This is a genomic window from Salinibacterium sp. NYA9b, from assembly GCF_976973725.1.
Genome location: NZ_OZ333476.1, coordinates 1,404,140 through 1,429,581 on the forward strand (window position 1 = coordinate 1,404,140; position 25,442 = coordinate 1,429,581).

23 protein-coding genes are annotated in these 25,442 nt (G+C 59.7%); 21 read left to right on the forward strand and 2 right to left on the reverse strand.

What is annotated here, in order from left to right; all coding sequences use genetic code 11:
- Positions 1-81 precede the first annotated feature (81 nt).
- From mraZ to dnaE, 18 genes are all read left to right on the forward strand, one after another.
- Positions 82-513, forward strand: a complete 432-nt coding sequence (gene mraZ, locus ACWFSR_RS06695; protein ID WP_129071303.1) for a division/cell wall cluster transcriptional repressor MraZ — start codon at positions 82-84, stop codon at positions 511-513.
- 99 nt (positions 514-612) lie between these two features.
- The gene (gene rsmH, locus ACWFSR_RS06700) at positions 613-1,566 is read left to right on the forward strand and encodes a 16S rRNA (cytosine(1402)-N(4))-methyltransferase RsmH (protein WP_197110008.1); all 954 of its coding nucleotides are present in this window, start codon (positions 613-615) and stop codon (positions 1,564-1,566) included.
- Positions 1,563-2,171 (forward strand): hypothetical protein, encoded by a 609-nt coding sequence (locus tag ACWFSR_RS06705; protein ID WP_197105518.1) that lies wholly within the window; start codon positions 1,563-1,565, stop codon positions 2,169-2,171. Before rsmH ends, ACWFSR_RS06705 begins: the two co-directional genes overlap by 4 nt.
- Before the next feature lie 28 nt (positions 2,172-2,199).
- On the forward strand, positions 2,200-3,933 hold the full coding sequence (locus tag ACWFSR_RS06710) for a peptidoglycan D,D-transpeptidase FtsI family protein (protein ID WP_197110006.1): 1,734 nt from the start codon (positions 2,200-2,202) through the stop codon (positions 3,931-3,933).
- 36 nt (positions 3,934-3,969) lie between these two features.
- Positions 3,970-5,373, forward strand: a complete 1,404-nt coding sequence (locus ACWFSR_RS06715; RefSeq protein ID WP_447523399.1) for a UDP-N-acetylmuramoyl-tripeptide--D-alanyl-D-alanine ligase — start codon at positions 3,970-3,972, stop codon at positions 5,371-5,373.
- On the forward strand, positions 5,370-6,467 hold the full coding sequence (mraY, locus tag ACWFSR_RS06720; protein WP_197105521.1) for a phospho-N-acetylmuramoyl-pentapeptide-transferase: 1,098 nt from the start codon (positions 5,370-5,372) through the stop codon (positions 6,465-6,467). Before ACWFSR_RS06715 ends, mraY begins: the two co-directional genes overlap by 4 nt.
- On the forward strand, positions 6,452-7,996 hold the full coding sequence (murD, locus tag ACWFSR_RS06725; protein WP_197105522.1) for a UDP-N-acetylmuramoyl-L-alanine--D-glutamate ligase: 1,545 nt from the start codon (positions 6,452-6,454) through the stop codon (positions 7,994-7,996). The genes mraY and murD overlap by 16 nt, the downstream gene beginning before the upstream one ends.
- Positions 7,953-9,350 (forward strand): putative lipid II flippase FtsW, encoded by a 1,398-nt coding sequence (ftsW, locus tag ACWFSR_RS06730; protein WP_197105523.1) that lies wholly within the window; start codon positions 7,953-7,955, stop codon positions 9,348-9,350. The genes murD and ftsW overlap by 44 nt, the downstream gene beginning before the upstream one ends.
- Entirely contained in the window at positions 9,347-10,441 is a 1,095-nt protein-coding gene (locus ACWFSR_RS06735) for a UDP-N-acetylglucosamine--N-acetylmuramyl-(pentapeptide) pyrophosphoryl-undecaprenol N-acetylglucosamine transferase (protein WP_197110003.1), read from the forward strand. Before ftsW ends, ACWFSR_RS06735 begins: the two co-directional genes overlap by 4 nt.
- Positions 10,438-11,883, forward strand: coding sequence for a UDP-N-acetylmuramate--L-alanine ligase (gene murC / locus ACWFSR_RS06740; protein WP_197124690.1), 1,446 nt, complete (start codon positions 10,438-10,440; stop codon positions 11,881-11,883). The genes ACWFSR_RS06735 and murC overlap by 4 nt, the downstream gene beginning before the upstream one ends.
- The gene (locus ACWFSR_RS06745) at positions 11,870-12,871 is read left to right on the forward strand and encodes an FtsQ-type POTRA domain-containing protein (RefSeq protein WP_447523400.1); all 1,002 of its coding nucleotides are present in this window, start codon (positions 11,870-11,872) and stop codon (positions 12,869-12,871) included. Before murC ends, ACWFSR_RS06745 begins: the two co-directional genes overlap by 14 nt.
- A 177-nt stretch (positions 12,872-13,048) precedes the next feature.
- Entirely contained in the window at positions 13,049-14,206 is a 1,158-nt protein-coding gene (gene ftsZ / locus ACWFSR_RS06750; RefSeq protein ID WP_197105527.1) for a cell division protein FtsZ, read from the forward strand.
- Between the two features lie 5 nt (positions 14,207-14,211).
- Positions 14,212-14,898 (forward strand): YggS family pyridoxal phosphate-dependent enzyme, encoded by a 687-nt coding sequence (locus tag ACWFSR_RS06755; protein WP_197105528.1) that lies wholly within the window; start codon positions 14,212-14,214, stop codon positions 14,896-14,898.
- 36 nt (positions 14,899-14,934) lie between these two features.
- Positions 14,935-15,396: a cell division protein SepF gene (locus tag ACWFSR_RS06760; protein ID WP_197105529.1), complete on the forward strand. Its 462-nt coding sequence runs from the start codon at positions 14,935-14,937 to the stop codon at positions 15,394-15,396.
- A gap of 44 nt (positions 15,397-15,440) precedes the next feature.
- Entirely contained in the window at positions 15,441-15,734 is a 294-nt protein-coding gene (locus ACWFSR_RS06765) for a YggT family protein (RefSeq protein ID WP_197105530.1), read from the forward strand.
- Positions 15,735-15,860: 126 nt separating this feature from the next.
- Entirely contained in the window at positions 15,861-16,676 is an 816-nt protein-coding gene (locus tag ACWFSR_RS06770) for a DivIVA domain-containing protein (protein WP_197105531.1), read from the forward strand.
- A 141-nt stretch (positions 16,677-16,817) separates the two neighbouring features.
- On the forward strand, positions 16,818-17,738 hold the full coding sequence (locus tag ACWFSR_RS06775) for an RluA family pseudouridine synthase (protein WP_197105532.1): 921 nt from the start codon (positions 16,818-16,820) through the stop codon (positions 17,736-17,738).
- A gap of 67 nt (positions 17,739-17,805) precedes the next feature.
- Positions 17,806-21,324: a DNA polymerase III subunit alpha gene (dnaE, locus tag ACWFSR_RS06780; protein ID WP_197107106.1), complete on the forward strand. Its 3,519-nt coding sequence runs from the start codon at positions 17,806-17,808 to the stop codon at positions 21,322-21,324.
- 16 nt (positions 21,325-21,340) lie between these two features.
- Here dnaE and ACWFSR_RS06785 read toward each other — a convergent pair whose 3' ends face one another.
- Positions 21,341-21,856, reverse strand: coding sequence for a flavin reductase family protein (locus ACWFSR_RS06785; RefSeq protein WP_197105533.1), 516 nt, complete (start codon positions 21,854-21,856; stop codon positions 21,341-21,343).
- A gap of 67 nt (positions 21,857-21,923) precedes the next feature.
- Between ACWFSR_RS06785 and hisD the strand changes: the two genes are divergently transcribed.
- The 3 genes from hisD to ACWFSR_RS06800 are packed head-to-tail and all read left to right on the forward strand — an operon-like array spanning position 21,924 to position 24,807.
- On the forward strand, positions 21,924-23,237 hold the full coding sequence (hisD, locus tag ACWFSR_RS06790; protein ID WP_197105534.1) for a histidinol dehydrogenase: 1,314 nt from the start codon (positions 21,924-21,926) through the stop codon (positions 23,235-23,237).
- 20 nt (positions 23,238-23,257) lie between these two features.
- Positions 23,258-23,716 carry a transcriptional regulator NrdR gene (gene nrdR, locus ACWFSR_RS06795; protein WP_197124677.1) on the forward strand — a complete coding sequence of 153 codons (459 nt, stop codon included), beginning with the start codon at positions 23,258-23,260 and terminating at the stop codon, positions 23,714-23,716.
- A 56-nt stretch (positions 23,717-23,772) separates the two neighbouring features.
- Positions 23,773-24,807 (forward strand): quinone-dependent dihydroorotate dehydrogenase, encoded by a 1,035-nt coding sequence (locus ACWFSR_RS06800; protein ID WP_447523401.1) that lies wholly within the window; start codon positions 23,773-23,775, stop codon positions 24,805-24,807.
- Between the two features lie 32 nt (positions 24,808-24,839).
- Here the strand turns inward: ACWFSR_RS06800 and ACWFSR_RS06805 are convergent, their stop codons facing one another.
- Positions 24,840-25,421, reverse strand: coding sequence for a DUF3043 domain-containing protein (locus ACWFSR_RS06805; protein ID WP_197105537.1), 582 nt, complete (start codon positions 25,419-25,421; stop codon positions 24,840-24,842).
- Positions 25,422-25,442: the final 21 nt, after the last annotated feature.

The window sequence follows — 25,442 nt, forward strand, 5'->3', positions numbered from 1 at the left end:
CGAAAACCTTAGATATGTGGTTGAAAGTGGAGTAAAGTGGAGGCAACCAGAATCCGGGCCGGAGATTGAGGGGAGGGCGCCGTGTTTCTAGGCACCTACGCCCCCAAGCTCGACGACAAGGGCCGCATCATCCTTCCGGCGAAGTTTCGCGAGGAGCTCGCGTCCGGCGTCGTGGTCACTCGTGGCCAAGAACGTTGCCTCTACGTCTTCAGCCAGCGCGAGTTCGAAGTAATGCACGAGGCGATTCGCAAGGCGCCTGTCACGAGCAAGCAGGGGCGCGATTTTTTGCGTCTTTTTCTTTCTGGTGCAAACCAAGAGACGCCTGACAAGCAGCACCGGGTAACGATCCCCGCTGGGCTACGTGAGTACGCCGGATTAGGGCGAGACCTGACTGTGATCGGTGCGGGTAACCGCGCTGAAATCTGGGACACCGAAGCCTGGAACAACTACTACGAGGCCACCGAGGCCGATTTCGTCAACACCACCGAGGAGGTGATTCCGGGACTCTTCTAGCTCTTCGACGCTGACTCCCAGCCGAACGCCCTGATTTTCTTCCCCGATATCAGGTCGAATCGGATGGGGATCAGCATCCAAGAACTAGGCCCTTACGCCATGGCTGACAACACCATCCACACCCCAGTACTCCTTGAGCGCTCGATTGAGTTGCTCGCGCCGGCGCTGAACGCTCCTGGAGCCGTTCTTGTTGACGGCACCCTCGGCATGGCCGGGCACGCGGAGGCTTTCCTGCAGCGTTTCCCGGACCTCACGCTCGTGGGCATCGACAGAGACGAGGACGCTCTTGCTATCGCTAGACGCCGGCTTGAGCCTTTCGCTAGCCGCACGCACTTTGTTCATGCTGTCTACGACGAAATTCCGCAGGCACTCGCTACGTTGGGAATCTCGTCAGTCGAGGGCATCTTCTTCGACCTCGGAGTCTCCTCACTCCAACTCGACCGTGTTGAGCGCGGGTTTTCCTATTCTCAAGACGCTCCGCTAGACATGCGGATGGATGCCTCGACGCCCGTCACGGCCGAGCACATCCTCGCAACGTACAGCGAGCTCGAACTTCGCCGCATCTTTTACGCGTATGGCGACGAGAAGCTAGCGCCGCGTTTCGCCAGCCGCATCGTCCAGTTTCGTGAGCAGCAGCCCTTGACGACGTCCGCTCAACTGGTGGAACTGGTCATTGCGGCTACGCCGGCGGCGGCACAGCGTGCGGGACATCCCGCAAAGCGCGTGTTCCAGGCGCTGCGAATCGAAGTCAATCAAGAGCTCTCGGTGCTCGAGCGGGCGATTCCCGCTGCCGTCGACTCGCTCGCCCTCGGCGGACGAATGGTCGTGCTGGCCTATCAGTCGCTGGAAGACCGCATCGTCAAGCGTGAGCTACAGCGCCGCTCCAAGTCCACTGCGCCGGCAGGGCTTCCGGTTGAACTTCCGGAGCACAAGCCGGAGCTCAAACTCCTTGTTCGTGGATCTGAGCAAGCGAGCGAAGCAGAACAAGCCCTTAATCCTCGAGCAAAGCCCGTACGACTGCGAGCAATAGAACGAATGCGAGTCATCTCATGAGCACCAACCTCGCTTATGCGCAGCCACAGCCGCTTTACCAGCCCACGGAACGCCCGTCTCACATCGAGATCGTCACGACGAAGGCACAGCGCAAAGCTCGACCGCGCATGCTCTACGCCGTGGTGACCGTTGGCAGCCTGTTCGTGATTCTTGCGGCGCAGCTCTTGCTCAGCATTGTGGTCACCCAGGGTGCCTACCAGATCGACTCGTTGCAGTACGAGCAGAAGGTGCTGATCCGCACCGAGCAAAGCTTGCTTGAGTCGCTCTCGTTGCAGTCGTCGTCACAGAATCTCGCTGCTCAGGCAGCAGGCTTCGGCATGGTTCCCAACACGACGCCATATTCGCTGAACATCTCGGATGGTTCGGTATTCCGCCTGCCGGGCAGCGCGGATCCCACCGGATGTGGTGGCAACTGTGGCCTTGTCGGCAACACGCTGCTTTCTGGTGTTCCGCTCGTGAGTGCGGAAAATGCTGCGGCCGCGGCCGCAGCCAAGACTGCTGCCGCAACGACTGCTGCTAGCACGTCAGGAACTGCTGTTGCGGATTCGGCTACCGCCGCGCCACAGCCTTCCAATAACGCGATTCCGGCACCTGTCACGCGATGATTGAGATGAACCTTCTGGGGGAGACTCGATGAAACCACGCTCAACTCGCGCGCGAGTGGCATTTGTCATCCTCACCATCGTGGTGTTGACGGGTGTCTTCATGGTTCGTCTCGTCGACCTGCAGATCGTGCAGGCAGAAACGCTCAACGCTGAAGCTGATACCAAACGAACCCTGACTCGGGTGACGTACGGAACGCGCGGGGACATCGTTGACACGAAGGGCGCCGTTCTCGCTGACAGTGTCGAACGTTTCGATATCGTCATCTCACCACGGGTGACCCTGTTGCGTGAGAACGCTTCTGTGGTCGTGCTTGAGGACTTGACGAAGATAACGGACATCATTGGGGGAGATCCTGATGAATTGCTCGCCATGATTCTGGACAACCCAGAGTCAGACTTCGAGTACTTGGCGAAGGGCATCACTCTCGAGCAGTATCAGACCGTTGGCGAGCTAGGCATCACGTGGCTCTACTACGAACTGAGTCCAGAACGCAGTTACCCGAACGGCGAAATCGCCGGCAACCTCGTGGGATTCATCGGTACCGACGGTCCGCAAGCCGGCGTCGAGCTGACAGGCGATGAGTGCCTCGCCGGTCAAGACGTTGAAGCGAGTTACGCGCGTGGTGAAGATGGCGTCGCGTTGCCCGGAAGCGCGGTGGAATCGATCGAACCGCAAGACGGTGGCACGCTCGCGCTGTCGATAGACCGAGATCTTCAGTTCTACGTTCAGCAGCGGATGGCGCAGACCGCGGAGTCGCTCGGCGCTACGTGGGCAACGGGTGTCGTGATGCGCGTCAGCGATGCTCACCTTCTTGCCGTCAGCGACTGGCCGACCGTGGACCCCAACAACGTCGACCTCGCCGAGCGTGGAGCCCTGGGCTCGCGAGCATTCAGTACGCCCTATGAGCCCGGTTCGACCGTGAAAGCACTGACTGCTGCCTCTCTGATCGATGCGGGCGTGGCCAACCAGCAAACGCAAGTTGTCTCGCCGTACGCGCTAGAGCTGACCAACGGCGGCGGAACGATCAGCGACTCCTTCTATCACGAAGACCAACAATTGACTCTCGCGGGAGCACTTGTGGAATCTTCCAATACAGCCATTGCTCAGTACACGGATCTTCTCGATGCCGCGTCTCGACATGATTACCTTCAGAAGTTCGGGCTCGGTGAAGCAACCGGTATCGGCTTCAACGGTGAATCGAGCGGCACTCTTTACGAAGCCAAGGATTGGGACGCGCGTACGAACTACGCCGTTCAATTCGGCCAAGGTCTCAGCACGACATCCATTCAGATGGCGAGCGCGTACCAGGCGCTCGGCAACGATGGTGTTCGACTTCCTCCCGTTCTTGTTGAGGGCTGCACGTGGCCTGACGGCACGGTCACCGATACGCCGTCAACTGAAGGCACTCGGGTTATTTCCGAGACGGCTGCTGATCAGACTCTCCAAATGATGGAGATGGTGTACAGCGCTAGTGGTTCGGCTCCGAATCTTCAGATTCCCGGCTATCGGGTCGCCGTAAAGAGTGGAACAGCGCAGGTTGCCGAGAACGGTGCCTATGGCAGCAACGTAGTGATTTCCTATGCGGGGCTCGCCCCAGCAGATGACCCTGAGTACATAGTGATCGCGACAGCCGGGATCCCGGATAGCATATATTCCGGCGCCATTGCCTCGACTTTCCGCGACATCATGGCCCAAACGCTCACCACCTACCGTGTTACCCCGTCAAACACTTCGGGACCGGATCTGCCGCTGCGTTGGTGAGCTTCCCCCGCGTCCCCTACCCCTGGAGCACATCACGTGATCGAACTGAGCATTGCCGAGATTGCCACCGCCGTTGGCGGAGAACTCCGTGATGGCAGCGACGGTCAGCAACGCCTCCCCGCGAGCAGCGTGCAAACTGACTCCCGGCTCAGCACTGCAGGCTCCATCTTCTTTGCTCTGCGCGGCGAAAGCACTGATGGTCACCTCTTCGCGGCCACCGCAGTAGCGAATGGCGCAACGCTCGTTGTCGCCGAACGACTACTCGATCTTGACGTTCCGCAGATCATTGTTGCCGACGGGGTAATCGCTCTCCAAGCTCTCGCGCGCGCAGTCGTTGCTTCCGTCCGAAGCAAGGGTCATCTCAAAGTTGTCGCGGTGACCGGTTCCAACGGTAAAACGACGACGAAGAACATGCTGCGCGCGATTCTGGAGCACGAGGGTGAAACTGTTGCGCCTCAGGGCTCGTTCAACAACGATGTCGGTGCGCCCATCACCATGCTCAACGTCACTGATTCCACTCAATTTCTCGTTGTCGAGATGGGAGCAGACGGCCTTGGCGACATCACGCGCCTTCAGTCGATTGTCATGCCCGACGTCGGCATCGTCCTGATGGTGGGTCTGGCCCACATCGGCAAATTCGGGGATGCCGCAGTCACGGCCCGAGCAAAGTCCGAGATGGTCTCCCATCTGCCTTCGTCCGCGACTGCCGTCTTGAACAACGACGACGGTCGCGTCAAAGCTATGGCGCAGCAGACGGAGGCTAACGTCACCCTGTTCGGGCTCGACTCGAGTGCTGAGGTGTGGGCTGACGACATTCAGGCTACGGTCCACGGAACCGCGTTTGAGTTGCACGTCGGAGGCGCGATGATTCCCGTGCAGTTGCGCATTCTCGGCGAACACCATGTCACGAACGCTCTGGCGGCGATTTCGGCAGCACGCGCTCTGGGCATCGATCCCGCGCGCGCGGTCGCGGCGCTCGAATCCATCGAGCGCGCCGAACGTTGGCGGATGGAGCTGTTGGAGGCTCCCGGCGGCATCACCGTCATCAATGATGCCTACAATGCGAGCCCTGACTCGATGGCGGCTGCGCTCAAGACGCTTGTTCAGATCGTTGGCCCCGAAAATCGCTCCGTTGCGGTGCTGGGTGAGCTTGCTGAGCTCGGCGACTATGCGAACGACGAGCATGACCGTATCGGTCGGCTAATCGTGCGATTGAACGTACAGAAGCTCATTGTGGTCGGGCACGAAGCGCGCCACATCCACAATGCAGCGGGTCTTGAAGGTTCGTGGGATGGAGAGTCGGTCCTCGTGGATAGCGTCGAAGAGGCATACGCTGTGCTGCGTGAAGAACTGCGAGAGGGCGACGTCGTGCTAGTGAAATCGTCGAACTCTGCTGGCTTGCGGCACCTGGGTGACCGGATCGCCGGGGTGACCGCATGATCGCGCTTCTCGTTGCAGCGGGCTTCTCCCTTTTCTTCACGCTGCTGCTCACGCCGCTTTTCATCAAGCTCTTTGTGCGCCTCAAGTGGGGCCAATTCATTCGTGACGACGGTCCCGAGAGCCATCACACCAAGCGTGGCACCCCGACAATGGGCGGAATCGTCTTCATTCTGGGCGCGACGATCGGTTATTTCGTCGGACACTGGGTCGCCAGCGAGGACGTGACACTGTCGGGCCTCCTGGTTATTTACCTCATGGTTGGCCTTGGCATCATCGGCTTTATCGATGACTTCATGAAGACTCGCAAGCAGCGCAGTCTCGGCCTTGGCGGTTGGTCGAAGGTCGCTGGGCAGGTCATCGTCGCCGCAGGTTTTGCTGCTCTCGCTCTCAACTTCCCCGATCCTGGCGGACTCACACCAGCATCATCGATGATCTCGGGACTACGCGACATCAGCTGGCTCGACCTCGCCACTTTTGGAGTGGTTACCGGCGCGATTCTCTTTGCGATTTGGGTGACTCTCATCATCGTCAGCACGTCTAACGGTGTGAACGTGGCCGACGGTCTTGACGGTCTCGCGACCGGCTCAGCGATCTTCGCGATCGCGTCGTACATTGTCATCGGTTTCTGGCAGAACAATCAGTCGTGCAGCAACCCCACCATTGATCGCGAAGTGCTGTACAAGTGCTACGAAGTCCGCGACCCGCTCGACCTTGCGATCATCGCTGCCGCAATCGTTGGTGCTCTCATCGGCTTCCTCTGGTGGAACACGTCACCGGCACAGGTCTTCATGGGCGACACCGGCTCACTTGGCCTTGGTGGCGCGCTTGCTGCTCTCGCAATCATGAGCCGCACCGAGCTGCTGCTCATCCTGATCGGTGGACTCTTCCTTATCGTCACCGGTTCCGTGATTCTGCAACGGGCTTACTTCAAGATCACCGGCGGTAGGCGTATTTTCCTCATGAGCCCGCTGCATCATCACTTCGAGCTCAAAGGCTGGGCAGAAGTCACTGTTGTGGTGCGTTTCTGGCTTATTGCGGCGCTCTTCGTCGCGGCCGGCGTCGGAACCTTCTATCTCGAATGGATCAATCAGTAGTCGTGCGCGATCTCACCTCACTCACCAGCTGGAACTCGGCCTGGAGCGAACTGAGCGTCGCGGTCCTCGGGCTGGGTGCAACCGGCTTCTCGGCGGCTGACACCCTCACCGAACTCAAGGCTCGCGTGCTGGTGGTCGCAGACGCCGCATCCGCGAACCGCGTTGAAATGACGCAGGTCATCGGTGCCGAGCTGGCACTTGGCGGAAGCGCCGACGAACAACTGGCCGCGCTCACCGCTCACGCCCCGGACGTCGTCATCGTGTCACCTGGCTATCCGCTCGATCACGTTCTCGTGGAGTGGTGCCGCACAAACGCTGTGCCGATGTGGACCGAAATTGAGCTCGCTTGGCGTCTGCGCGACAAAACAGGCACGCCTGCCGAATGGATCGCCATCACAGGCACCAACGGCAAAACGACCACGGCTCAGCTGACCGCCCACATTCTGACAACGGCAGGCTTCCGAGCTGGTGCAGTCGGCAATATTGGGATCCCGGTACTTGACGCTATTCGCTACCCCGATGGCTTTGACTTTCTCGTCGTTGAGCTCTCGAGTTTTCAACTTCATGGGATGCCGCGAGAGGGCGCTGGTGCGATCTCACCGCTCGCCAGTGTCTGTCTCAATTTTGCCGACGACCACCTCGATTGGCACGGTTCTCGCGACGCCTACGCGTACGCAAAAGCGACTGTGTACGCCAACACGAAGATTGCCGCTGTTTACAATCGCGCGGTGCCCGAGACGCTCGCCATGGTCGAAAATGCTGAGGTGGTCGAGGGATGCCGGGCGATCGGTTTTGGACTCGATACGCCGGGTCCCAGCGACTTCGGGATAGTGAGCGACTTGCTCGCTGACCGCGCGTTCGGCGATGACCGCCACAACGCTGCCCTCGAACTCTTCACGCTCGACGAGCTGCGCCAGCGCAACCTTGCGGCGCCTCATATGGTCGCCAATGTTCTCGCGGCGAGTGCACTCACTCGAGCCGCTGGCGTAAGCATCGACGCAGTGCGTGAGGGCGTAGCTAGTTTCGAAATTGATGGCCACCGTAACCAGGTTGTGCTCGTCAGCGGGGGAGTGACGTGGATCAACGATTCCAAGGCCACTAATTCGCACGCCGCGAGTGCATCGCTTTCCGCGGCCGACCCTGTGGTGTGGATTCTGGGCGGCCTCCTCAAGGGCATTGATGTCGCACCGCTGATCGCAAAACATGCACCGAGGCTCAAGGCGGCAATTGTCATTGGTAACGACAGGCTGGCAATACAGGCCGCATTCCAGCGACACGCGCCCCAGATTCCGGTCTTCGAGGTTGACTCGACTGACACTGATCACGTGATGCCCCGTGCTGTCGAGATGGCGCACGGAATCGCTGCCGAAGGCGACACCGTCTTGTTGGCGCCAGCGGCAGCATCCATGGATCAATTCACGAGTTACGCAGATCGCGGAGACAAGTTCGCAGCAGCAGTGCTCGAACGAGTAGGAGGGAACGACGATGACGCCTCCTCAGCGACCACACCGACCCCAGCGGCCGAGTAGCGGGCCGACCAACGGGCCGAAAGCCTCGCAACCTGACGCCGCATCCGCGGACGCATCTCCGAAGCAGCAGGAGCCTGTCGCGGCTCGCGTGCCGGTCAAACGCATTTTCTCGGGAGAATCGAGCAACTTTTTCCTGCTCTTGGGAACAACGCTCTTCCTCGTAATCTTTGGGCTCGTGATGGTGCTCTCATCGTCATCGGTGGAGTCCTACGCCGCCGATCAAGGATTCTTCGGCAGCTTCTTGCGTCAGGGGTTGTTCGCTCTTTTGGGCATCCCGCTGATGCTCATTGCGTCACGCGCGCCGACAAGATTCTGGAAGCGGTGGGCGTTTCCTGGGCTTGTGCTTGGCGCGGTCTTGCAGCTTCTCGTCTTCGTCCCCGGTATCGGTTTGGAGTACGGAGGTAACCGAAACTGGATTCAAATCGGATCGTTCAGCGCACAACCGTCTGAGTTCGTGAAGGTCGCCGTGATCATCTGGGTGGCCTGGGTGCTCTCGACCAAGCAAGACGTGCTGAGTGAGTGGCGTCAGGTAGTGCTGCCTGTTGTGCCGGTTGCCGGCGCCGCTATCGGGTTCGTGCTTATCGGTAATGACTTGGGAACAGCATCCATCATGCTTCTCATCGTCTTCGCGTGCCTTTTCTTCGCCGGTGTGCGGCTGAAGTTCCTGTCGATCGGTGTCCTTGCCGTTGTTGTCGGGGCGCTGCTGTTCGCCACCACTAGTAGTTCTCGTACCTCGCGCATTGATATCTGGTTGAACGGATGCACCGAGCTCGACTATCAGGATTCGTGCTGGCAAATCGATCACGCGAATTGGGCTCTCGCCGGCGGCGGTCTCTTTGGCCGCGGGCTTGGCAACTCGGTTGCCAAGCGCGGATGGCTGCCTCACGCCGACAACGACTATATTTTCGCGATCATCGGCGAGGAACTCGGGCTTATTGGCGCGATCGTCGTTCTGCTGTTGTTCGTCGTGTTGGCAGTTGCCTTTATCCGCATCATCCGCACCACCAACGACAGCTTCGTTCGCATCGCGACCGCGGGCGTTATGGTGTGGACGGTCGGCCAGGCGTTCGTGAATTTTGCGGTGGTGCTGGGAGTTCTTCCCGTTCTTGGAGTTCCGTTGCCCTTGATATCCACGGGTGGCTCTGCGCTCATCGCGACGCTGCTGGCTATCGGAATTGTGCTGTCGTTCGCGAGGTCTGACCACAAGGCGGCCTCCGCTGCGCCTCGGCCTTCGGGGCCGGCGAGTGCTCCTACGGCGGCCCCGAGTGCCGCGACCCCCGCTGCTGCTCCTGCTCAAACTGCAGCTGACCGTTCCCGCATGCTGGCGGCTAATCGAGCACGAGGACGCCGATGACTACTTACCTCCTTGCCGGTGGGGGTACCGCCGGCCACGTTAATCCTTTGCTCGCAGTAGCCGAACGGATTCGCCTGCGCGAACCCGACTCTGAGGTGTTGATTCTGGGCACGAAGGAGGGGCTAGAGGCCCGCTTGGTCCCGGCCCGCGGCTTTGAGCTTCTCACGATCGCGAAGCTTCCGTTTCCGCGTCGGCCAAACCGCGCTGCACTAAAGTTTCCGGCTCGGCTGCGCGCCACTATTGACGAGGTCGTCTCGATCATTGCCGAACGCGGCGTGGATGTGGTCGTCGGGTTCGGCGGCTACGTTGCGGCGCCGGCCTACTTGGGCGCGCGCAAGGCGGGGGTTCCTCTCGTCATCCATGAGGCCAATAGTCGCCCGGGCATCGCGAACCGTCTCGGCTCTTTCTTTACGAAGTTTGTGGGCACAGCCTTCGACCGCACTCCGATTCGTGGCGGCGTAGTCGTCGGTATGCCCTTGCGTGCCGAAATTGAGAATCTCGACCGCTTTGCGGCGCGCACCGAGGCGGATGCCTTTTTCGGCCTTGATCCCAAGAAGCCAACCCTCCTGGTGACGGGTGGTTCCTCGGGAGCGAAACGCATCAACGACACTATTTCCGCGTCGATCACGCGCATTTTGGGCGCGGGCTGGCAAGTGCTTCACATTACGGGGGAGTACCGAGACGCTGTCGATGATCAGCAACTCCCCGGCTACATCGTGGTCAAATACTGCGACCGCATGGAGCTCGCCCTCGCGGCGGCCGATCTTGCGATTGCGCGGGCGGGCACATCAACTGTCGCCGAACTCACCGGGCTCGGCGTCCCCGCGATTTACGTTCCGTACCCTGTCGGCAATGGCGAGCAGAAATACAACGCTCGTACAGCAGTAGAGGCCGGAGCCGCAGTGCTCGTCACGGATTCCCGATTCGTGCCCCAATGGGTCAGTTCCGAACTCGTTCCGATGCTGCGCAAACGTGCCCTTATTGCGGACATGGCTGCCCGCGCCTCGAGCGTTGGTTCCCTCGACGGAACCGACCGGATGCTTGAACTCGTCGATCTGGCCCTCGGCCGCGATCTACCATTGACATCATGATCTTTCCCGACTTGTCTATGCCGTTGCCCGGACCATTGCGTTCGGCGCACTTCGTTGGTGTCGGTGGCGCGGGTATGAGCGGCATCGCCCAGATGTTTTTGGATGCCGGAATTACGGTCACCGGTTCCGACAAGGCCGCGAACGCAAACACCGCATCGCTGAACGCAGCGGGTGCAACGATCTCGATCGGCCACGACGCCGCTCACCTCGGTGAAGCGGAAGCGCTGGTGTACACGGGCGCGCTCTGGCCCGATAACCCCGAGTACCTCGCTGCGCTTGAGCGTGGCATTCCTGTGCTCCACCGCTCTCAAGCTCTCGCCTGGCTCGTGGGCTCGACTCGTCTGGTTGCCGTCGCGGGCGCCCACGGCAAGACAACGTCGACAGGAATGATCATCACCGCGCTGCGCGAACTGGGCACGTCTCCGAGCTTTGTGAACGGCGGCGTGATTCAGGGCTTGGGCACTAGTTCGGGCTCAGGAACCGATGATTTGTTTGTGGTCGAAGCAGATGAGTCTGATGGCTCATTTTTGCTCTATTCCACCGCTGTCGCCCTGATCACCAACGTCGATGCGGATCACCTCGACCACTACGGCTCCCACGAGGCCTTCGATGACGCTTTCGTAGAGTTTGCGTCGCGGGCTACTGAAGCCGTCGTCGTTTCCAGCGATGATGCTGGCGCAATTCGGGTGACCAAACGACTCACGCACGACAACGTGGTGACGTTTGGTGAAGCGGATGACGCGACCGTGCGCATCCATTCCGTCACGTCTCTCGGGCCCGTGGCATTCACCGTCGTTGTCGACGGTCGCGAAGAGCGTGTGCAACTTGCTGTCCCTGGGCACCACAACGCCCTCAACGCTGCAGGAGCGATCGCTGTACTGATCGGTCTTGGTCATGAACTAGGAGCCGCTATTGACGCGGTGTCCACTTTTGCGGGCACGCAGCGCCGTTTCGAGCTGCATGCTGTTGTCGATGGAGTGAGCGTGTACGACGACTACGCTCATCACCCCACCGAGGTCGAAGCAGCCCTCAGCGGTGCCCGCAGTGTGTTGGGCAGCGGCCGATTGATCGCTGTGCACCAACCGCATCTCTTTAGTCGCACCCGCGACATGGCACCTGAATTTGCCGAGGTTTACGAACGCTTGGCAGACCACACCGTTGTACTCGGAGTGTTCGGTGCGCGTGAGGACCCGATTCCTGGTGTCACCGGAGAACTCGTCTCGTCTGGTTTCGTTGATCCTTCCCGGGTTGACTACCAGCCCGACTGGGAGTTGGCGGCGCAACGTGTCGCTGAGATTGCTCAGGAGGGTGACATCGTCATGACCCTGAGCTGTGGTGATGTTTATCGCATCATCCCGCAGCTTGTCGCAGCGATCGATCGTTATCCCGTTGTCGAGGCATCCGAGACGGTCGCAGATCAGGTGCCGAGTGAAGAGGCCTGAAGGGTTCGATAAGTCTGCTGCCCAGCCGGATCCGCCTCCGGCGAAGTCTCGCCGAAAGCGTTCGCCGCAGCCGGCGAAAGACGCCACATCCGCACGCACGCCGAAGCCCGGGCCATCCGTAGCGAAGCCGGAAGCGAAGCCCACAGCGGCGCCGAAGCCCACGGCCGACCCGCGTCCGCGCCCCACAAAGCAGCGCAGAGAACCCAATCCTGAAGTTCACGCGAAGCGACAGCTTCGTCGTGCTGCGCGGGCGCGCAAACGTGCAGAGAAAGCGGAGCTTCGCCGTTTCACGCGTCGCGCACGCACGCGTAAGTTTGTGTGGCTCTCGGTTTCTGGGCTCGTCGCCGTGTTGCTCGCCCTCATCGCGGTCGCTGTGTTCTCGCCGATTCTGGCGTTGCGCACGGTAGTTGTTGACGGAACGAACCGCATCGATCCCGCTGAGGTGCAAGCTGCCGTGGAGACCCAACAGGGAACGCCGCTCGCGCTCCTAGACTTTGATGCCATCAACGAAGAACTGTCGGTCTTCCCGTTGATCCGCAGTTATGTCACCGAAATTGTGCCGCCCGATACTTTGCTCGTGCACATTGTTGAACGCGAACCGATTGGGTCAGTGAAGATCAACGGAGTGTTCACGTTGCTCGATCCCGCTGGAATCACCATCCAGGAATCAGCAGAACGGATCCCCGGAGTGCCGCTGATCGATATTGGGGGAGCGGATGTCTCGAGTTCTGCCTTTACCGCGGCGACGGAGGTTTTGTTATCTCTGCCAACGGAGCTTCGAGCGCGGGTCGAAAGCGTTTCTGCGACCACCAAGGATGACGTGTCCTTTGTGTTGACCGGGGTAGGTCAGCGTGTGGTGTGGGGCAGCGCTAGCGATTCGGACGAAAAGGCAGCTTTGCTCGAAGCACTCATCTCTACTCGATCGTCGGATGAAGCGGGCGAGTTCGACGTGTCGGCTCCCAGCAATGGCATTTTCCGTCCCAGCTAGCCCTTCGCGAGCGCTGAGCGTGCGGCAAGGCCGCTAATTGCCAGAACACTTTCCGACACGCGGCCAGTTGTGCATCCGTGTGGGGTGCTGTCCGCATACTCTCAACAAAAGAAATACATACTGAGCATAACTTTAAACCTCAAGTCGAGGTTGATAGTTTCCAGTGGAGGCCGAAAAGTGACATCAAACCAGAACTACCTCGCAGTCATCAAGGTAGTCGGCATCGGTGGCGGTGGCGTGAACGCTGTCAACCGGATGATCGAGCTCGGCCTGCGAGGCGTCGAGTTTATTGCGATCAATACCGACGCCCAGGCGCTGCTCATGAGCGATGCAGACGTCAAGCTCGACGTCGGTCGCGAACTCACGCGCGGACTTGGAGCCGGCGCCGATCCTGAGGTTGGCCGTCGTGCTGCCGAGGATCACGCCGAAGAGATCGAAGAGGCGCTTGCGGGCGCCGACATGGTCTTTGTTACCGCAGGCGAGGGTGGTGGAACGGGCACCGGTGGTGCTCCCGTCGTCGCCCGCATCGCTAAGTCGATCGGCGCGCTCACGATTGGTGTTGTCACGAAGCCGTTCGGTTTCGAGGGCAAGCGTCGTTCGTCTCAGGCAGAGATCGGTGTAGAGACCCTCAAGAACGAGGTCGACACCCTGATCGTCGTTCCCAACGACCGCCTCCTTGAGATCAGCGACCGCGGCATCAGCATGCTCGAAGCATTCTCGACCGCCGACCAGGTTCTGCTTGCTGGCGTTCAAGGCATTACCGACCTCATCACGACCCCGGGTCTGATCAACCTCGACTTCGCCGACGTCAAGTCGGTCATGCAGGGTGCCGGTTCTGCACTGATGGGTATTGGCTCATCACGCGGGGCCGACCGGGCGATAAAAGCAGCAGAACTTGCTGTGGCGTCACCGTTGCTCGAAGCCAGCATTGACGGAGCGCACGGCGTGCTGCTCTCGATTCAGGGCGGATCAAACCTCGGTATCTTCGAAATCAACGATGCCGCTCGTCTGGTTCAAGAAGCCGTTCACCGTGAGGCCAACATCATCTTTGGTGCCGTCATCGACGACACTCTGGGCGACGAGGTTCGCGTCACCGTCATTGCCGCTGGCTTCGACGGGGGAGAGCCCTCGGCTAAGCCTGTTGAGGGTCGCCGCACCAACTACGTTGTTCCCGAGCCCCCGGCCGAGCACATCGCAGCTGACGAGAAGGCTCCGAGCAAGGAAGCCGATTGGAAGTCGCAGCCGAGTGCAGTTCCCGCGACACCGATCGATCGCAGTTTCGATGATGACGACGAGAACGACAACGATCTCGACGTTCCTGACTTCCTGAAGTAGTCGCAATGGTCGACCTGACTCCGTTAGGCGAACGACTCGCAGAGGTCGACGACACGATCGCGGATGCCGCACGCGCGGCATCCCGCGATCTGTCGTCAATCACGCGCATCGTCATTACCAAGTTCCATCCGGCGAGCCTCGTCCGAGAGCTGCACGGATTGGGCGTTCGTGACATTGGCGAGAATCGTCATCAGGAAGCGCAACCGAAGGCGGCCGAGTTGGCTGACCTCGATTTGCGGTGGAACTTTGTCGGTCAGTTGCAAAGCAAGAAAGCACGCCAGGTGCGGGCCTATTGTCAGGCGGTGCACTCCGTAGATCGTGATTCATTGATCACCGCGCTGGCCAACGACGACGCTGACACTGAGCTTGATGTGTTCGTTCAAGTCAACCTCACCGATGATTCCGGTCGCGGTGGCGTAGTGCCCGCTGAGCTGGAAGCCTTCGCCGACCGCGTCGCTGCCGCGTCAGGGCTGCGGTTACGCGGCCTCATGGGCGTTGCGCCGCTCAACGGCGACCCAAGGCCTGCCTTCGCCGCTCTGCGGGCGTTGTCCGAGCGCGTGCAGCTGAACCATCCCGAGGCTGCAGCGTTGTCTATGGGCATGTCAGGAGACTTCGCCGAGGCTATTGCCGAAGGCGCGACACACCTACGAATTGGCACGGCAATCACGGGAAAACGACCCGACCATGGTTAATCTCGAAGCAGAAGCTTCACCATTCGGAGGATTATCATGGCCAACCCACTGCGCAAGACAATGGTCTACCTCGGCCTCGCCGATGAGGACTACGAGTACGAGCAGGGACCAGCCGCGCCGGCTGCCCCTGTTGCAGCAGCACCCGCACCAGCGAGTTCTAACCGTGCCCCGGTTACTCCGTTGCGTCGCGCTGCACCCAGCACTGCGGAGGCAGAGATGAACGAGATTTTGACGGTGCACCCGCGCCAGTACAAGGATGCTCAGCTCATTGCTGAGAACTTCCGCGAGGGCATCCCCGTGATCATCAACCTGTCGCAGATGAGCGAGCCGGATGCTCGTCGTCTCGTGGACTTTGCCAGCGGACTCTCGCAGGGCCTCTACGGCAAGATCGAGCGCGTCACTAGCAAGGTCTTCTTGCTTTCTCCGGCACACGTTGCCGTGAGCGGCGAACAGGCTGAAGTTGAGTCTGACGTCGACGCTTCCTTCTTCGCTCAGTAGCCGCACTGCACGGCGGGTGATGTGAAGCCCGCTAATCTAGAGGGGTGAATCCCGTTTCTGTTATCGCCCTGGTGGCTTACTACGCCATCACTTTGTTCATGTTCGCGATGTGGGCTCGGTTCATTCTCGATCTCGTCGTCGTCTTCGCTAGAGGATGGCGCCCCAGCGGCATTGGACTGGTTCTTTCTGAGCTTGTGTTCACGATCACTGATCCTCCGATCAAGGCGGTTCGCAAAGTTGTCCCGATGATTCGAATCGGCAACGGAGCACTCGATCTGTCGTGGATGCTGGTCATGCTCGTATGCATCATCCTTACCTCCATTTTGCGGGGCTTTTAGAACTAGCCGCGACAGATGTACTCTTATCGGAGAGCATGCGGCAACTAATCAGGTTTCGTTACTACGATGTGATGCGAACGTTGAACGTTGTGTATACGTTGAAAGAAAGTGTTAGAGGTGGCGGAAATGGCTTTGACTCCAGAAGACGTGGTCAACAAGCGGTTTGAATCAACTAAATTCCGCGAGGGATACGACCAAGATGACGTCGATGACTTCCTCGACGAGGTTGTTGTTGAATTGCGCCGTCTTAACCAAGAGAACGACGAGCTTCGTCAGCGCTTGAGCGCTGCAGAGGCTCGCGCAACTGAACTTCAGCAGAACGCGAGTAGCGCTCCTGCTGCCGCTGCTCCTGCCGCGATTGCCGCTCCGGCGCCCGCTGCAATTGAAAGCGCGCCCGCTCCTGCTGCACCCGCCGCCATCGAGCCGGCGTCGTCGGTCCTCGACGACGCTAGTAGCACCAACAATCTTCTTCAGCTCGCGCGTCGCTTGCACGAAGAGCACGTCCGCGAAGGCGTTCAGAAGCGCGACGCTCTTATCGCTGAGGGTCAGGCATCCGCTGCCGAGATTCTCGCTGAGGGCAAGGCATCTGCCGCCGAAGTTGTGGCTGCAAGCAAGGCAACAGCCGCTGAGCTCGTTGCCGAGGCTGAAGCGCAGCAGCGCGAGCAGATCGGCACTCTCGAACGCGAACGTGAAGCTCTTGAGGGTCGCATCGAGTCCCTTCGCAGCTTCGAGCGTGAGTACCGCGAGAAGCTCAAGAGCTACATCGAAGGCCAGCTTCACGATCTCGATTCTTCGAGCCTCGTCACCGCTGGTGGTTCAGCAGCTCAGCAGGGCCAGGCTCCGGCATCGCAGCCTTCTGGTCACTTGACTCCGGAAGACTTCGCTGCGCCTCAGTCGGCACAGCAGCCTCCCGCCAGCTTCTCCGGATTCTCCGGTAGCTAGTTTTTCTGCAATGGCCGTCAGTCGGTCGGTGAGAGCTTAGGCTCCGCCGCCGCTGGCGGCTTTTGCTGTGTTCGCACCAATCCCAGCCGCGCTGGGGGAGTGCGGCACGTCCGTTTAAACGCATCACTATCAAGGAGCATCATGGAAACCCGAAGCTTGCCGGTTCCTGAGGGCCTTGCGGGGCAGCGCGTCGACGCAGCTCTCGCCAAACTGCTGGGTTTCTCCCGCACCTTCGCCGCTGAGGTAGCGGCGGGCGGCGGAGTGACGATGGATGGTGTTGCCGTCGGTAAGTCTGACCGCCTCGTTGACGGTTCCTGGCTCGAAGTATCGTGGGTTTCCAAGACCGAGCCTCAGATCGTCCCCGTAGTTCTTGACTCTCTTGGCATTATCTACGACGACGAGCACATTGTTGTTGTCGATAAGCCAGCCGGAGTGGCGGCGCACCCTTCAATTGGCTGGGATGGCGTTACGGTACTTGGCGCGCTAGCAGGTGCGGGTTACCGCATTTCGACCTCGGGTGCCGCAGAGCGTGCCGGAGTCGTCCACCGTCTAGATGCTGGAACAAGTGGTCTCATGGTGGTCGCGAAGTCTGAGCTGGCCTACACCGAACTCAAGCGTGCATTTCATGACCGTGAAGTCAGCAAGATCTATCACTCTGTCGTGCAGGGGCACCCCGACCCGCTCGCCGGCACCATCGATGCGCCGATCGGGCGTCATCCGGGCTCCAGCTGGAAATTTGCAGTGGTCTCGGGCGGCAAAGACTCGATTACCCACTACGAAACGTTGGAAGCGTTCCCGTCGGCCGCTCTGGTCGAGGTGCACTTAGAGACCGGGCGCACGCATCAAATCCGTGTTCATATGGCCGCGCAACGGCATCCCTGTGTCGGGGACACCATGTACGGTGCCGACCCCACGATTTCGACGCGGCTGGGACTAACGCGGCAGTGGTTGCATGCCCATAAGCTCGGTTTTGCCCATCCCGCAACGGGCGAACAGGTCTCGTTCGAGTCGCCGTATCCGGCTGACCTTCAGGCAGCACTTGAGGTGCTTCGAGCCGACTAGGGCGCGTCAGTTATAGTCTCGTCGGCCCGCTGGCTTAGGCTGGATTTCGAAAGAATTCGGAGTGTCTTTGGCTGCCAATAACGACTCGTTTGTGCATTTGCACGTTCATAGTGAGTACTCGATGCTCGACGGAGCGGCTCGCGTCGGTCCGCTCTTGGATGCCGCTGTTGAGCAGGGCATGCCCGCGATCGCCATCACTGACCATGGCAACATGTTCGGCGCTTACGACTTCTGGAAACAGGCGACAGCCCGCGGCATCAAGCCCATTATCGGCACAGAGGCATACGTCACCCCTGGCACGTCGCGAAGAGATAAGACGCGGGTGCGTTGGGGCGGTAGCCACCAGACGCGTGATGACGTCGGTGGTAGTGGTGCTTACACCCACATGACATTGCTTGCCCAGAACAACGAAGGCATGCACAACCTCTTTCGGCTGTCGTCACGAGCATCTATTGAAGGTTTTTATTTCAAGCCTCGAATGGACCGCGAACTTCTGAGCGAGTACTCCAAGGGCATTACCGCCACAACCGGCTGTGTCGGTGGCGAAGTTCAGACGAAGCTCCGCCTTGGCCTGTACGACGAGGCGAAAATAGCCGCGGCTGAGTTCCAAGACATTTTCGGCAAAGAAAACTTCTTCGCTGAAATCATGGATCATGGCATCGATATCGAGCGCCGCACAATGCTCGATCTTCTGAAGCTCGCTAAAGAGCTCGATATGCCTCTGCTCGCGACGAACGACTTGCATTACACGCATGCTCACGATGCCACGGCACACGCCGCGCTCCTGTGCGTGCAGTCGGCATCAACGCTCGACGACCCGAACCGTTTCAAGTTCGATTCGAGCGAGTTTTACCTTAAAACGGCTGCTGAAATGCGGTCGCTGTTCCGCGAACATCCTGAAGCCTGCGACAACACGCTGCTTATTGCCGAACGCAGTGAGATCAGCTTCGAAGGCCGCGACCTCATGCCACGTTTCCCTGTTCCCGAAGGGGAGACCGAGGCGACCTGGTTCGAAAAAGAGGTCGCCCGTGGCATGAACAAACGGTTCAACAACGCACCGTCTGACGCGCACCTCGCCCAGGCGAAGTACGAGGTCGATGTCATTCAACAGATGGGGTTTCCCGGCTACTTCTTGGTGGTCGCAGACTTCATCGAATGGGCAAAGTCCCAGGGCATCCGCGTCGGACCAGGGCGTGGATCCGCCGCCGGCTCGATGGCGTCCTATGCCGTGGGCATCACAGAACTTGACCCTCTTGCGCACGGGCTAATCTTCGAGCGCTTCCTCAATCCCGAGCGTGTGTCGATGCCCGACGTCGACGTCGACTTTGACGACCGGCGCCGCGGCGAAGTCATCCGCTATGTCACCGACAAGTATGGTGACGACCGGGTTGCGCAGATCGTCACCTACGGAACGATTAAAGCCAAGCAAGCTCTTAAAGACTCCGCTCGCGTGCTCGGAATGCCGTACTCGGTCGGTGAGAAGCTGACGAAGGCGATGCCTCCCGCCATCATGGGAAAGGATATTTCCCTCGGCGACGTGCGCAATAAAGATGCGGCACGGTACAAAGAAGCCGCCGACATCCGGGGCATTCTCGATACGGACCATGAAGCGGCGAAGGTCTTCGAAACCGCTGTTGGCCTCGAGGGACTCAAGCGCCAGTGGGGTGTGCACGCCGCCGGCGTTGTGCTGTCTGCAGAGCCATTGCTCGATGTGCTTCCCATCATGCGTCGTGAAGATGACGGCGCTATCATTACCCAGTTTGATCAGCCGCCGTTGGAGAGCCTCGGCCTGATCAAGATGGACTTCTTGGGTCTTCGTAACCTCACGGTGATCGAAGATGCTCTCAAAATGATCGCTGCCAATACTGGTTCACCTTTGATCATTGAAGACCTCGATCTCGATGCCGACCAGAAGACGTACGATTTGCTGGCGCGAGGCGACACTCTCGGGGTGTTCCAGCTTGATGGCGGCCCCATGCGAGCGCTGCTCAAGCAGCTGAAACCCACCAACTTCGAAGACATCTCGGCTGTAATCGCGCTGTACCGCCCGGGTCCTATGGGCATGAACTCCCACACCAAGTACGCGCTGCGTAAGAACGGCTTGGAAGGGATCGATGCGATCCACCCCGAGCTTGAAGAGCCGCTGAAAGAAATTCTCGGCACGACCTTCGGCCTCATCGTGTACCAAGAGCAAGTGATGTCTGTGGCGCAAAAGGTCGCAGGCTTCACTCTGGGTCAAGCCGACGTTTTGCGTCGCGCAATGGGTAAGAAGAAGAAGGAAGAACTCGACAAGCAGTTCATCGGCTTCGAAACCGGAATGCTCGACAACGGCTTCAGTAAAGAGGCCGTAAAGGTCCTCTGGGAAACCCTGATGCCCTTTGCCGACTACGCCTTCAACAAGGCGCACAGCGCCGGCTATGGCGTGCTCAGCTACTGGACGGCGTACCTCAAGGCGAATTATCCCGCCGAATACATGGCAGCGCTGTTAACGAGTGTTGGTGACTCCAAAGACAAGCTGGGCATGTACTTGAGCGAGTGCCGTCGCATGGGCATCAAGGTTCTGGCGCCAGACGTTAACGAGTCGACGGTGAACTTCACCGCTGTGGCTGGCGACATCCGATTCGGTCTCGGAGCAGTGCGCAACGTGGGCGCTGCGGTTGTGGAGCAAATCGTTCGGGCGCGCACTGAAAAGGAGCGCTTCGAATCGTTCCACGATTTCTTGCGGAAGGTATCGATCCAAGTCGCCAACAAGCGCACGGTCGAGTCTCTGATCAAGTCGGGAGCCTTCGATTCGCTCGGGGCGACCCGTCGTGGCCTGTTGGAGATTCACGAAGACGCGTGCGATTCAGCCGTCAGCCTCAAACGAAACGAAGCCAACGGTCAAGTAGACCTCTTCGGCGGAATCTTCGATTTCAACGAAGACGAGGATGGCGTTCCCGAGCGGCCGGAGTGGTCGAAGCGCGACAAGCTCGCGTTTGAGCGCGAAATGCTGGGCCTGTATGTTTCTGATCACCCGCTATCGGGTCTTGAGATTCAGCTGGCGAAGCATCAAGACTTCACCATCACTGAGGTGCTTTCGGGCGACGTGGTCGCGGATGGCGAGCATGTTTCGATCGCCGGGTTGGTGACGAGTGTGCAACATCGGGTAGCCCGCAATAGCGGTAACCAGTACGGAATCGTCACCGTCGAAGACTTCGGCGGCGAAATCGACGTCATGTTCTTGGGCAAGACCTATCAAGAATTTGCGCCCGGGCTGGTCAATGACTCCATCGTCGTGGTTCGCGGTCGCGCGAGTGCTCGCGACGATGGCATGAACCTGCACGCAGTGAGCATGTTCTCGCCCGATCTAGGTGCGAGTTTGGGTTCTGGGCCGATCGTACTGACGCTAAAAGAACAGCGAGCCACGACCGAGGTTGTTTCGGGACTTGGCGAGGTCCTCATCCGTCATTCCGGAAACATCGAGGTGCGATTACGCCTCGTGCGTGACGATGTTGCGCGGGTCTTTGAGCTCCCGTATCGGGTGAAAGTTTCGGCAGATCTCTACGGAGAGTTGAAGTCGCTGCTTGGCCCGGGCTGCCTCGGCTAGGACTGCACGAAACGCGTTAGCGCTGCTCGTCGTCCGTGAGCTCGACGGGACGCATATAAGTGCGTTCGTGGTAGAGCAATGCTTCGTCTTCGGTGCCAAGGGTGCCGTGGTCGATTTCGACGACGACAATCGCATTGTTATGCACGGGATGCACTTCAATGATGTGTCCGATCGCGATCGCGGTCGCTTCCTCAAGCAGCGGGAGGCCGTGTTCGCCTGGGCTCCAGTGGTCGCCCACAAATCGCAGGTCATGATCGGCCGCCATCTTCTCGGCCAGATGACGGCTTCGCGGGCCGAGCATGTGGATAGCAACTCTGTTGCCGACGGTGATGGCAGGCCAAGAACTGGAGACTTGAGCCATGTTGAAGGTGGCTAGCGGTGGCACGGCAGCAAGCGAGGCGAGAGACGTGGCGGTGAAGCCGACAGGGTGGCCGTCGGGCGCGAGCGAAGTGATCACTGCGACGCCGGCTGCGTGTCGTCTGAAGGCGCCTTTGAAGGCGTCGATTCCGTCTGCTACTTCTGAATTTTCCATGTGCTTGCTACAACCCTAATTGGAGTAGGCGCATTCCTTGCAGATAACGAACTAGCATGGTTGAGCTATGTCGCTGAATACTATTGATCTTCGGTCCGCCGCTTTGAGTCGTGCGGAACTCACTCGTGTCATCCCTCGCGCCCAAATGGACGTGTCTGTTGCATCTGCCGCGGCCATCCAACTGATTGAGGATGTACGCGAACACGGCGAGCAAGCGTTGCTCGATCAAGCAGAGCGCCTCGATGGAGTGCTTCCTGAGCGCGTACGAATTCACGCGGATGAGATCACTCGCGCCACGCGGGCGCTCCAACCTGCCGTACGCGAGGCTCTCGAACTCGCAATCGACCGAGTGCGCACTGCGAGCAAAGCGCAGGTGCCGCCCGCGATGATGACTCAGTTGGGCGACGGCGCCGAGATTATTCAGCGCTGGCAGCCTGTCAACCGGGTCGGTCTCTACGTTCCCGGCGGCAAGGCCGTGTACCCGTCGAGTGTGATCATGAACGTCGTTCCGGCGCAGGTCGCTGGTGTCTCTTCCGTGGCCTTGGCCTCTCCGCCTCAACGAGCGTTTGGGGGAGCAGTTCACCCGACGATCCTCGGCGCCGCCGGTCTTCTTGGCGTCGATGAGGTCTACGCGATGGGCGGTGCCGGTGCGATTGGCGCGTTTGCCTATGGCGTTCAGGAGTTGGGGCTCGACCCTGTTGACATCATCACTGGTCCGGGAAATGTCTACGTAGCGGCGGCGAAACGTGCCGTTCGTGGTGTGGTTGGCATCGATTCCGAGGCCGGCCCTACCGAGATTTTGATTATCGCTGATGGTTCTGCTGATCCGCGCCTTGTTGCTGCCGACTTGTTGAGTCAAGCAGAGCACGATGAACTTGCGGCCGCCGTGCTTGTTACAGACTCAGAAGAACTTGCGGATGCCGTTCGCACGCACTTGGCCGAGCAGCTTGCCGTGACGCCGCACTCCGTTCGCGCGAGCGCCGCTCTCGACGGCCAGCAATCAGCGATCGTCCTCGTGAGCGATATGGCAGCTGCTGCCGCGCTCAGCAATGCGTATGGCCCGGAGCACCTCGAGATTCAGACGGAAGAGTCTGGTGCCGTGCTCGACATGATCGATAACGCCGGAGCAATTTTCTTGGGTGATCAGTCACCCGTGAGCTTGGGGGACTACCTCGCTGGCTCCAATCACGTGCTTCCTACAGGCGGTCAATCTCGCTTCTCTTCCGGGCTCGGGGCGTATACCTTCCTTCGCCCGCAGCAGATCATTCGCTACAGCCACGACGCTCTCCGCGAGCTGGAGCCGCACATTGTGGCGTTGAGTTCTGCTGAGGATCTTCCTGCCCACGGTTCGGCCGTGAGTGAACGATTCCGCGACCGCTAAGCGGGTACTCTTAAGGCACTATGTATTGCCCTTTTTGTAGGCATCCTGACAGCAGGGTTGTTGATTCGCGCACCAGCGATGATGGTCTTTCGATCCGTCGTCGCCGGCAGTGCCCCGAGTGCGGTCGCCGTTTCTCGACCACCGAGACCGCTTCGTTGAACGTCATCAAACGCAACGGTGTTGTCGAGTCCTTTAGCCGCGAGAAGATCGTGAGCGGCGTGCGCAAAGCGTGCCAGGGGCGCCCGGTCACGGATACTGACCTCGCAGTGCTGGCGCAGAAGGTTGAAGAGGCCATTCGTGCGACAGGCGCTGCTCAGATTGATGCCAACGAGATCGGCCTAGCGATTCTTTCGCCGCTGCGCGATCTCGACGAGGTCGCCTACTTGCGTTTCGCGAGCGTTTATCAGGCGTTTGACTCGCTCGACGATTTCGATGCTGCTATTAGCCAACTGCGGTTGGATCACGGCACCGCCTCCTAACTAAACCATCCGGTTTCGCTGTTTCCCGCCTTCTATCGCTGAGAGCACCGTTAGCTATGTACGACTTCTTTTTCCGCACTGTTCTCAAACGGCTCGACCCTGAGTTTGCTCATTCGCTGGCCTTTTCGGTGATCAAGGTGCTTCCGGTGATTGGTGTGGGCACGCTACTGCAGCGTCCGGTGGATCCTGCGCTTCAGGTGAAAGCTCTGGGGCTGACCTTTGATTCACCGTTCGGTGTCGCAGCAGGCTTCGATAAGTCGGGTTCCGGCATCCACGGGCTCGGACAATTGGGCTTCAGCCATGTTGAAGTCGGCACGATTACGGCGTTACCGCAGCCTGGCAACCCCAAGCCGCGGTTGTTTCGGCTTGTTGCCGACCGCGGAGTTATCAACCGCATGGGCTTCAATAATGCGGGGGCGTCCAAAGCCTCGATGGTGATTGAGCGCGCTCGTAAACGCCCGGGGCGCCCGATCATCGGCATCAACATTGGCAAGTCGCGCGTTGTTGCCGTCGAGGATGCCGTTGCGGACTACCTCTCGAGCACTCGTGCCCTCGCGCCGCTCGCAGACTACTTAGTGGTGAACGTCAGTTCCCCCAATACTCCGGGGCTACGTGGCCTTCAGGAGATCGACAAGCTCAAGCCGCTGTTGGTTGCGGTCAAGTCGGCTGCTGGACAGACTCCCGTGCTGGTCAAGATTGCCCCTGATGTTTCGGATGACGAGGCTCGGGCCATTGCTCAGCTTGCGGTCGACGAACTCGACGGCATCATCGCCACCAACACCACGCTGTCGCGAGAGGGCCTTGCGACCCCTGTCGACGTCGTTGAGGCCGCCGGAGCCGGGGGAGTGTCGGGCAAGCCTGTCGCGGCTCGCTCGCTCGAGCTTTTGCGCGTAATTCGCGCCGCTGTTCCCGCCGATTTCTGTGTGATTTCAGTGGGCGGCGTCGAAACGGCTGCGGATGTCGCTGAGCGTCTCCGCGAGGGAGCGACACTCGTTCAGGGCTACACAGGCTTCATTTATCGCGGCCCGTTCTGGGCGCGCTCAATCAATCGCGGTCTCTCGAAACTGTTTCGCGCAGAGAACGCTGCATAGCCGATTCCCTCAGGAACCGGCCGGCGTCGTGACTAGCTCGGGAACTGGCCGCGCTTCACCTGAGGCTTCGGCAAACGCATGATGCGCAACTGAAGCGATCGCATGGCGGCGTACCAGCGCACGCGCTCGGCGCGAGACTCACCAAATTTGGCGTTGATCAGTTTGCGCAAGCGCAGTCCGAGTAGAACGGCGTCGATTGCGGCGATGATGAAGAAGCCCCACAGGAAGAGCAAGCCGAGGGCTTGAATCGTGGGGTCGTTGATGAACGTGAGGATAATCACGGCGAACATCACGGGGACAAGCAGCTCGCCCACGTTAAAGCGCGCGTCAACGTAGTCGCGCACGAAACGCTTCTGCGGACCGCGATCGCGGATCGGCAGATATTTTTCTTCACCATTCGCCATACCTACGCGAGCTCGTTCGCGTTCGACCTGCATTTGGGCCCGAGCCGTACGCTTAGCTTCTTTGCGGTCGTTGGAGACCAGCGGGCGAAGGTTTGCGGCCTCACGTTCTTTGCGCGTGGGGGTGGGACGTCCTTTGCCGGAACTGACGCTGTCGTTCGCGTCGGAGTTCTCAGGATTGGGAGTGTTTTCGGTCGAAGATGTTTTTGCCACGGGGTTCCTTGCGTTGGTGTC

Coding starts and splice junctions, on each gene's coding strand:
- rsmH (WP_197110008.1), top strand. CDS start 613: ATGGCTGACAACACCATCCACACCCCAGTACTCCTTGAGCGCTCGATT.
- ACWFSR_RS06705 (WP_197105518.1), top strand. CDS start 1,563: ATGAGCACCAACCTCGCTTATGCGCAGCCACAGCCGCTTTACCAGCCC.
- ACWFSR_RS06710 (WP_197110006.1), top strand. CDS start 2,200: ATGAAACCACGCTCAACTCGCGCGCGAGTGGCATTTGTCATCCTCACC.
- mraY (WP_197105521.1), top strand. CDS start 5,370: ATGATCGCGCTTCTCGTTGCAGCGGGCTTCTCCCTTTTCTTCACGCTG.
- murD (WP_197105522.1), top strand. CDS start 6,452: ATGGATCAATCAGTAGTCGTGCGCGATCTCACCTCACTCACCAGCTGG.
- ftsW (WP_197105523.1), top strand. CDS start 7,953: ATGACGCCTCCTCAGCGACCACACCGACCCCAGCGGCCGAGTAGCGGG.
- ACWFSR_RS06735 (WP_197110003.1), top strand. CDS start 9,347: ATGACTACTTACCTCCTTGCCGGTGGGGGTACCGCCGGCCACGTTAAT.
- murC (WP_197124690.1), top strand. CDS start 10,438: ATGATCTTTCCCGACTTGTCTATGCCGTTGCCCGGACCATTGCGTTCG.
- ACWFSR_RS06755 (WP_197105528.1), top strand. CDS start 14,212: ATGGTCGACCTGACTCCGTTAGGCGAACGACTCGCAGAGGTCGACGAC.
- ACWFSR_RS06760 (WP_197105529.1), top strand. CDS start 14,935: ATGGCCAACCCACTGCGCAAGACAATGGTCTACCTCGGCCTCGCCGAT.
- ACWFSR_RS06770 (WP_197105531.1), top strand. CDS start 15,861: ATGGCTTTGACTCCAGAAGACGTGGTCAACAAGCGGTTTGAATCAACT.
- ACWFSR_RS06775 (WP_197105532.1), top strand. CDS start 16,818: ATGGAAACCCGAAGCTTGCCGGTTCCTGAGGGCCTTGCGGGGCAGCGC.
- ACWFSR_RS06785 (WP_197105533.1), bottom strand. CDS start 21,856: ATGGAAAATTCAGAAGTAGCAGACGGAATCGACGCCTTCAAAGGCGCC.
- hisD (WP_197105534.1), top strand. CDS start 21,924: ATGTCGCTGAATACTATTGATCTTCGGTCCGCCGCTTTGAGTCGTGCG.
- nrdR (WP_197124677.1), top strand. CDS start 23,258: ATGTATTGCCCTTTTTGTAGGCATCCTGACAGCAGGGTTGTTGATTCG.
- ACWFSR_RS06800 (WP_447523401.1), top strand. CDS start 23,773: ATGTACGACTTCTTTTTCCGCACTGTTCTCAAACGGCTCGACCCTGAG.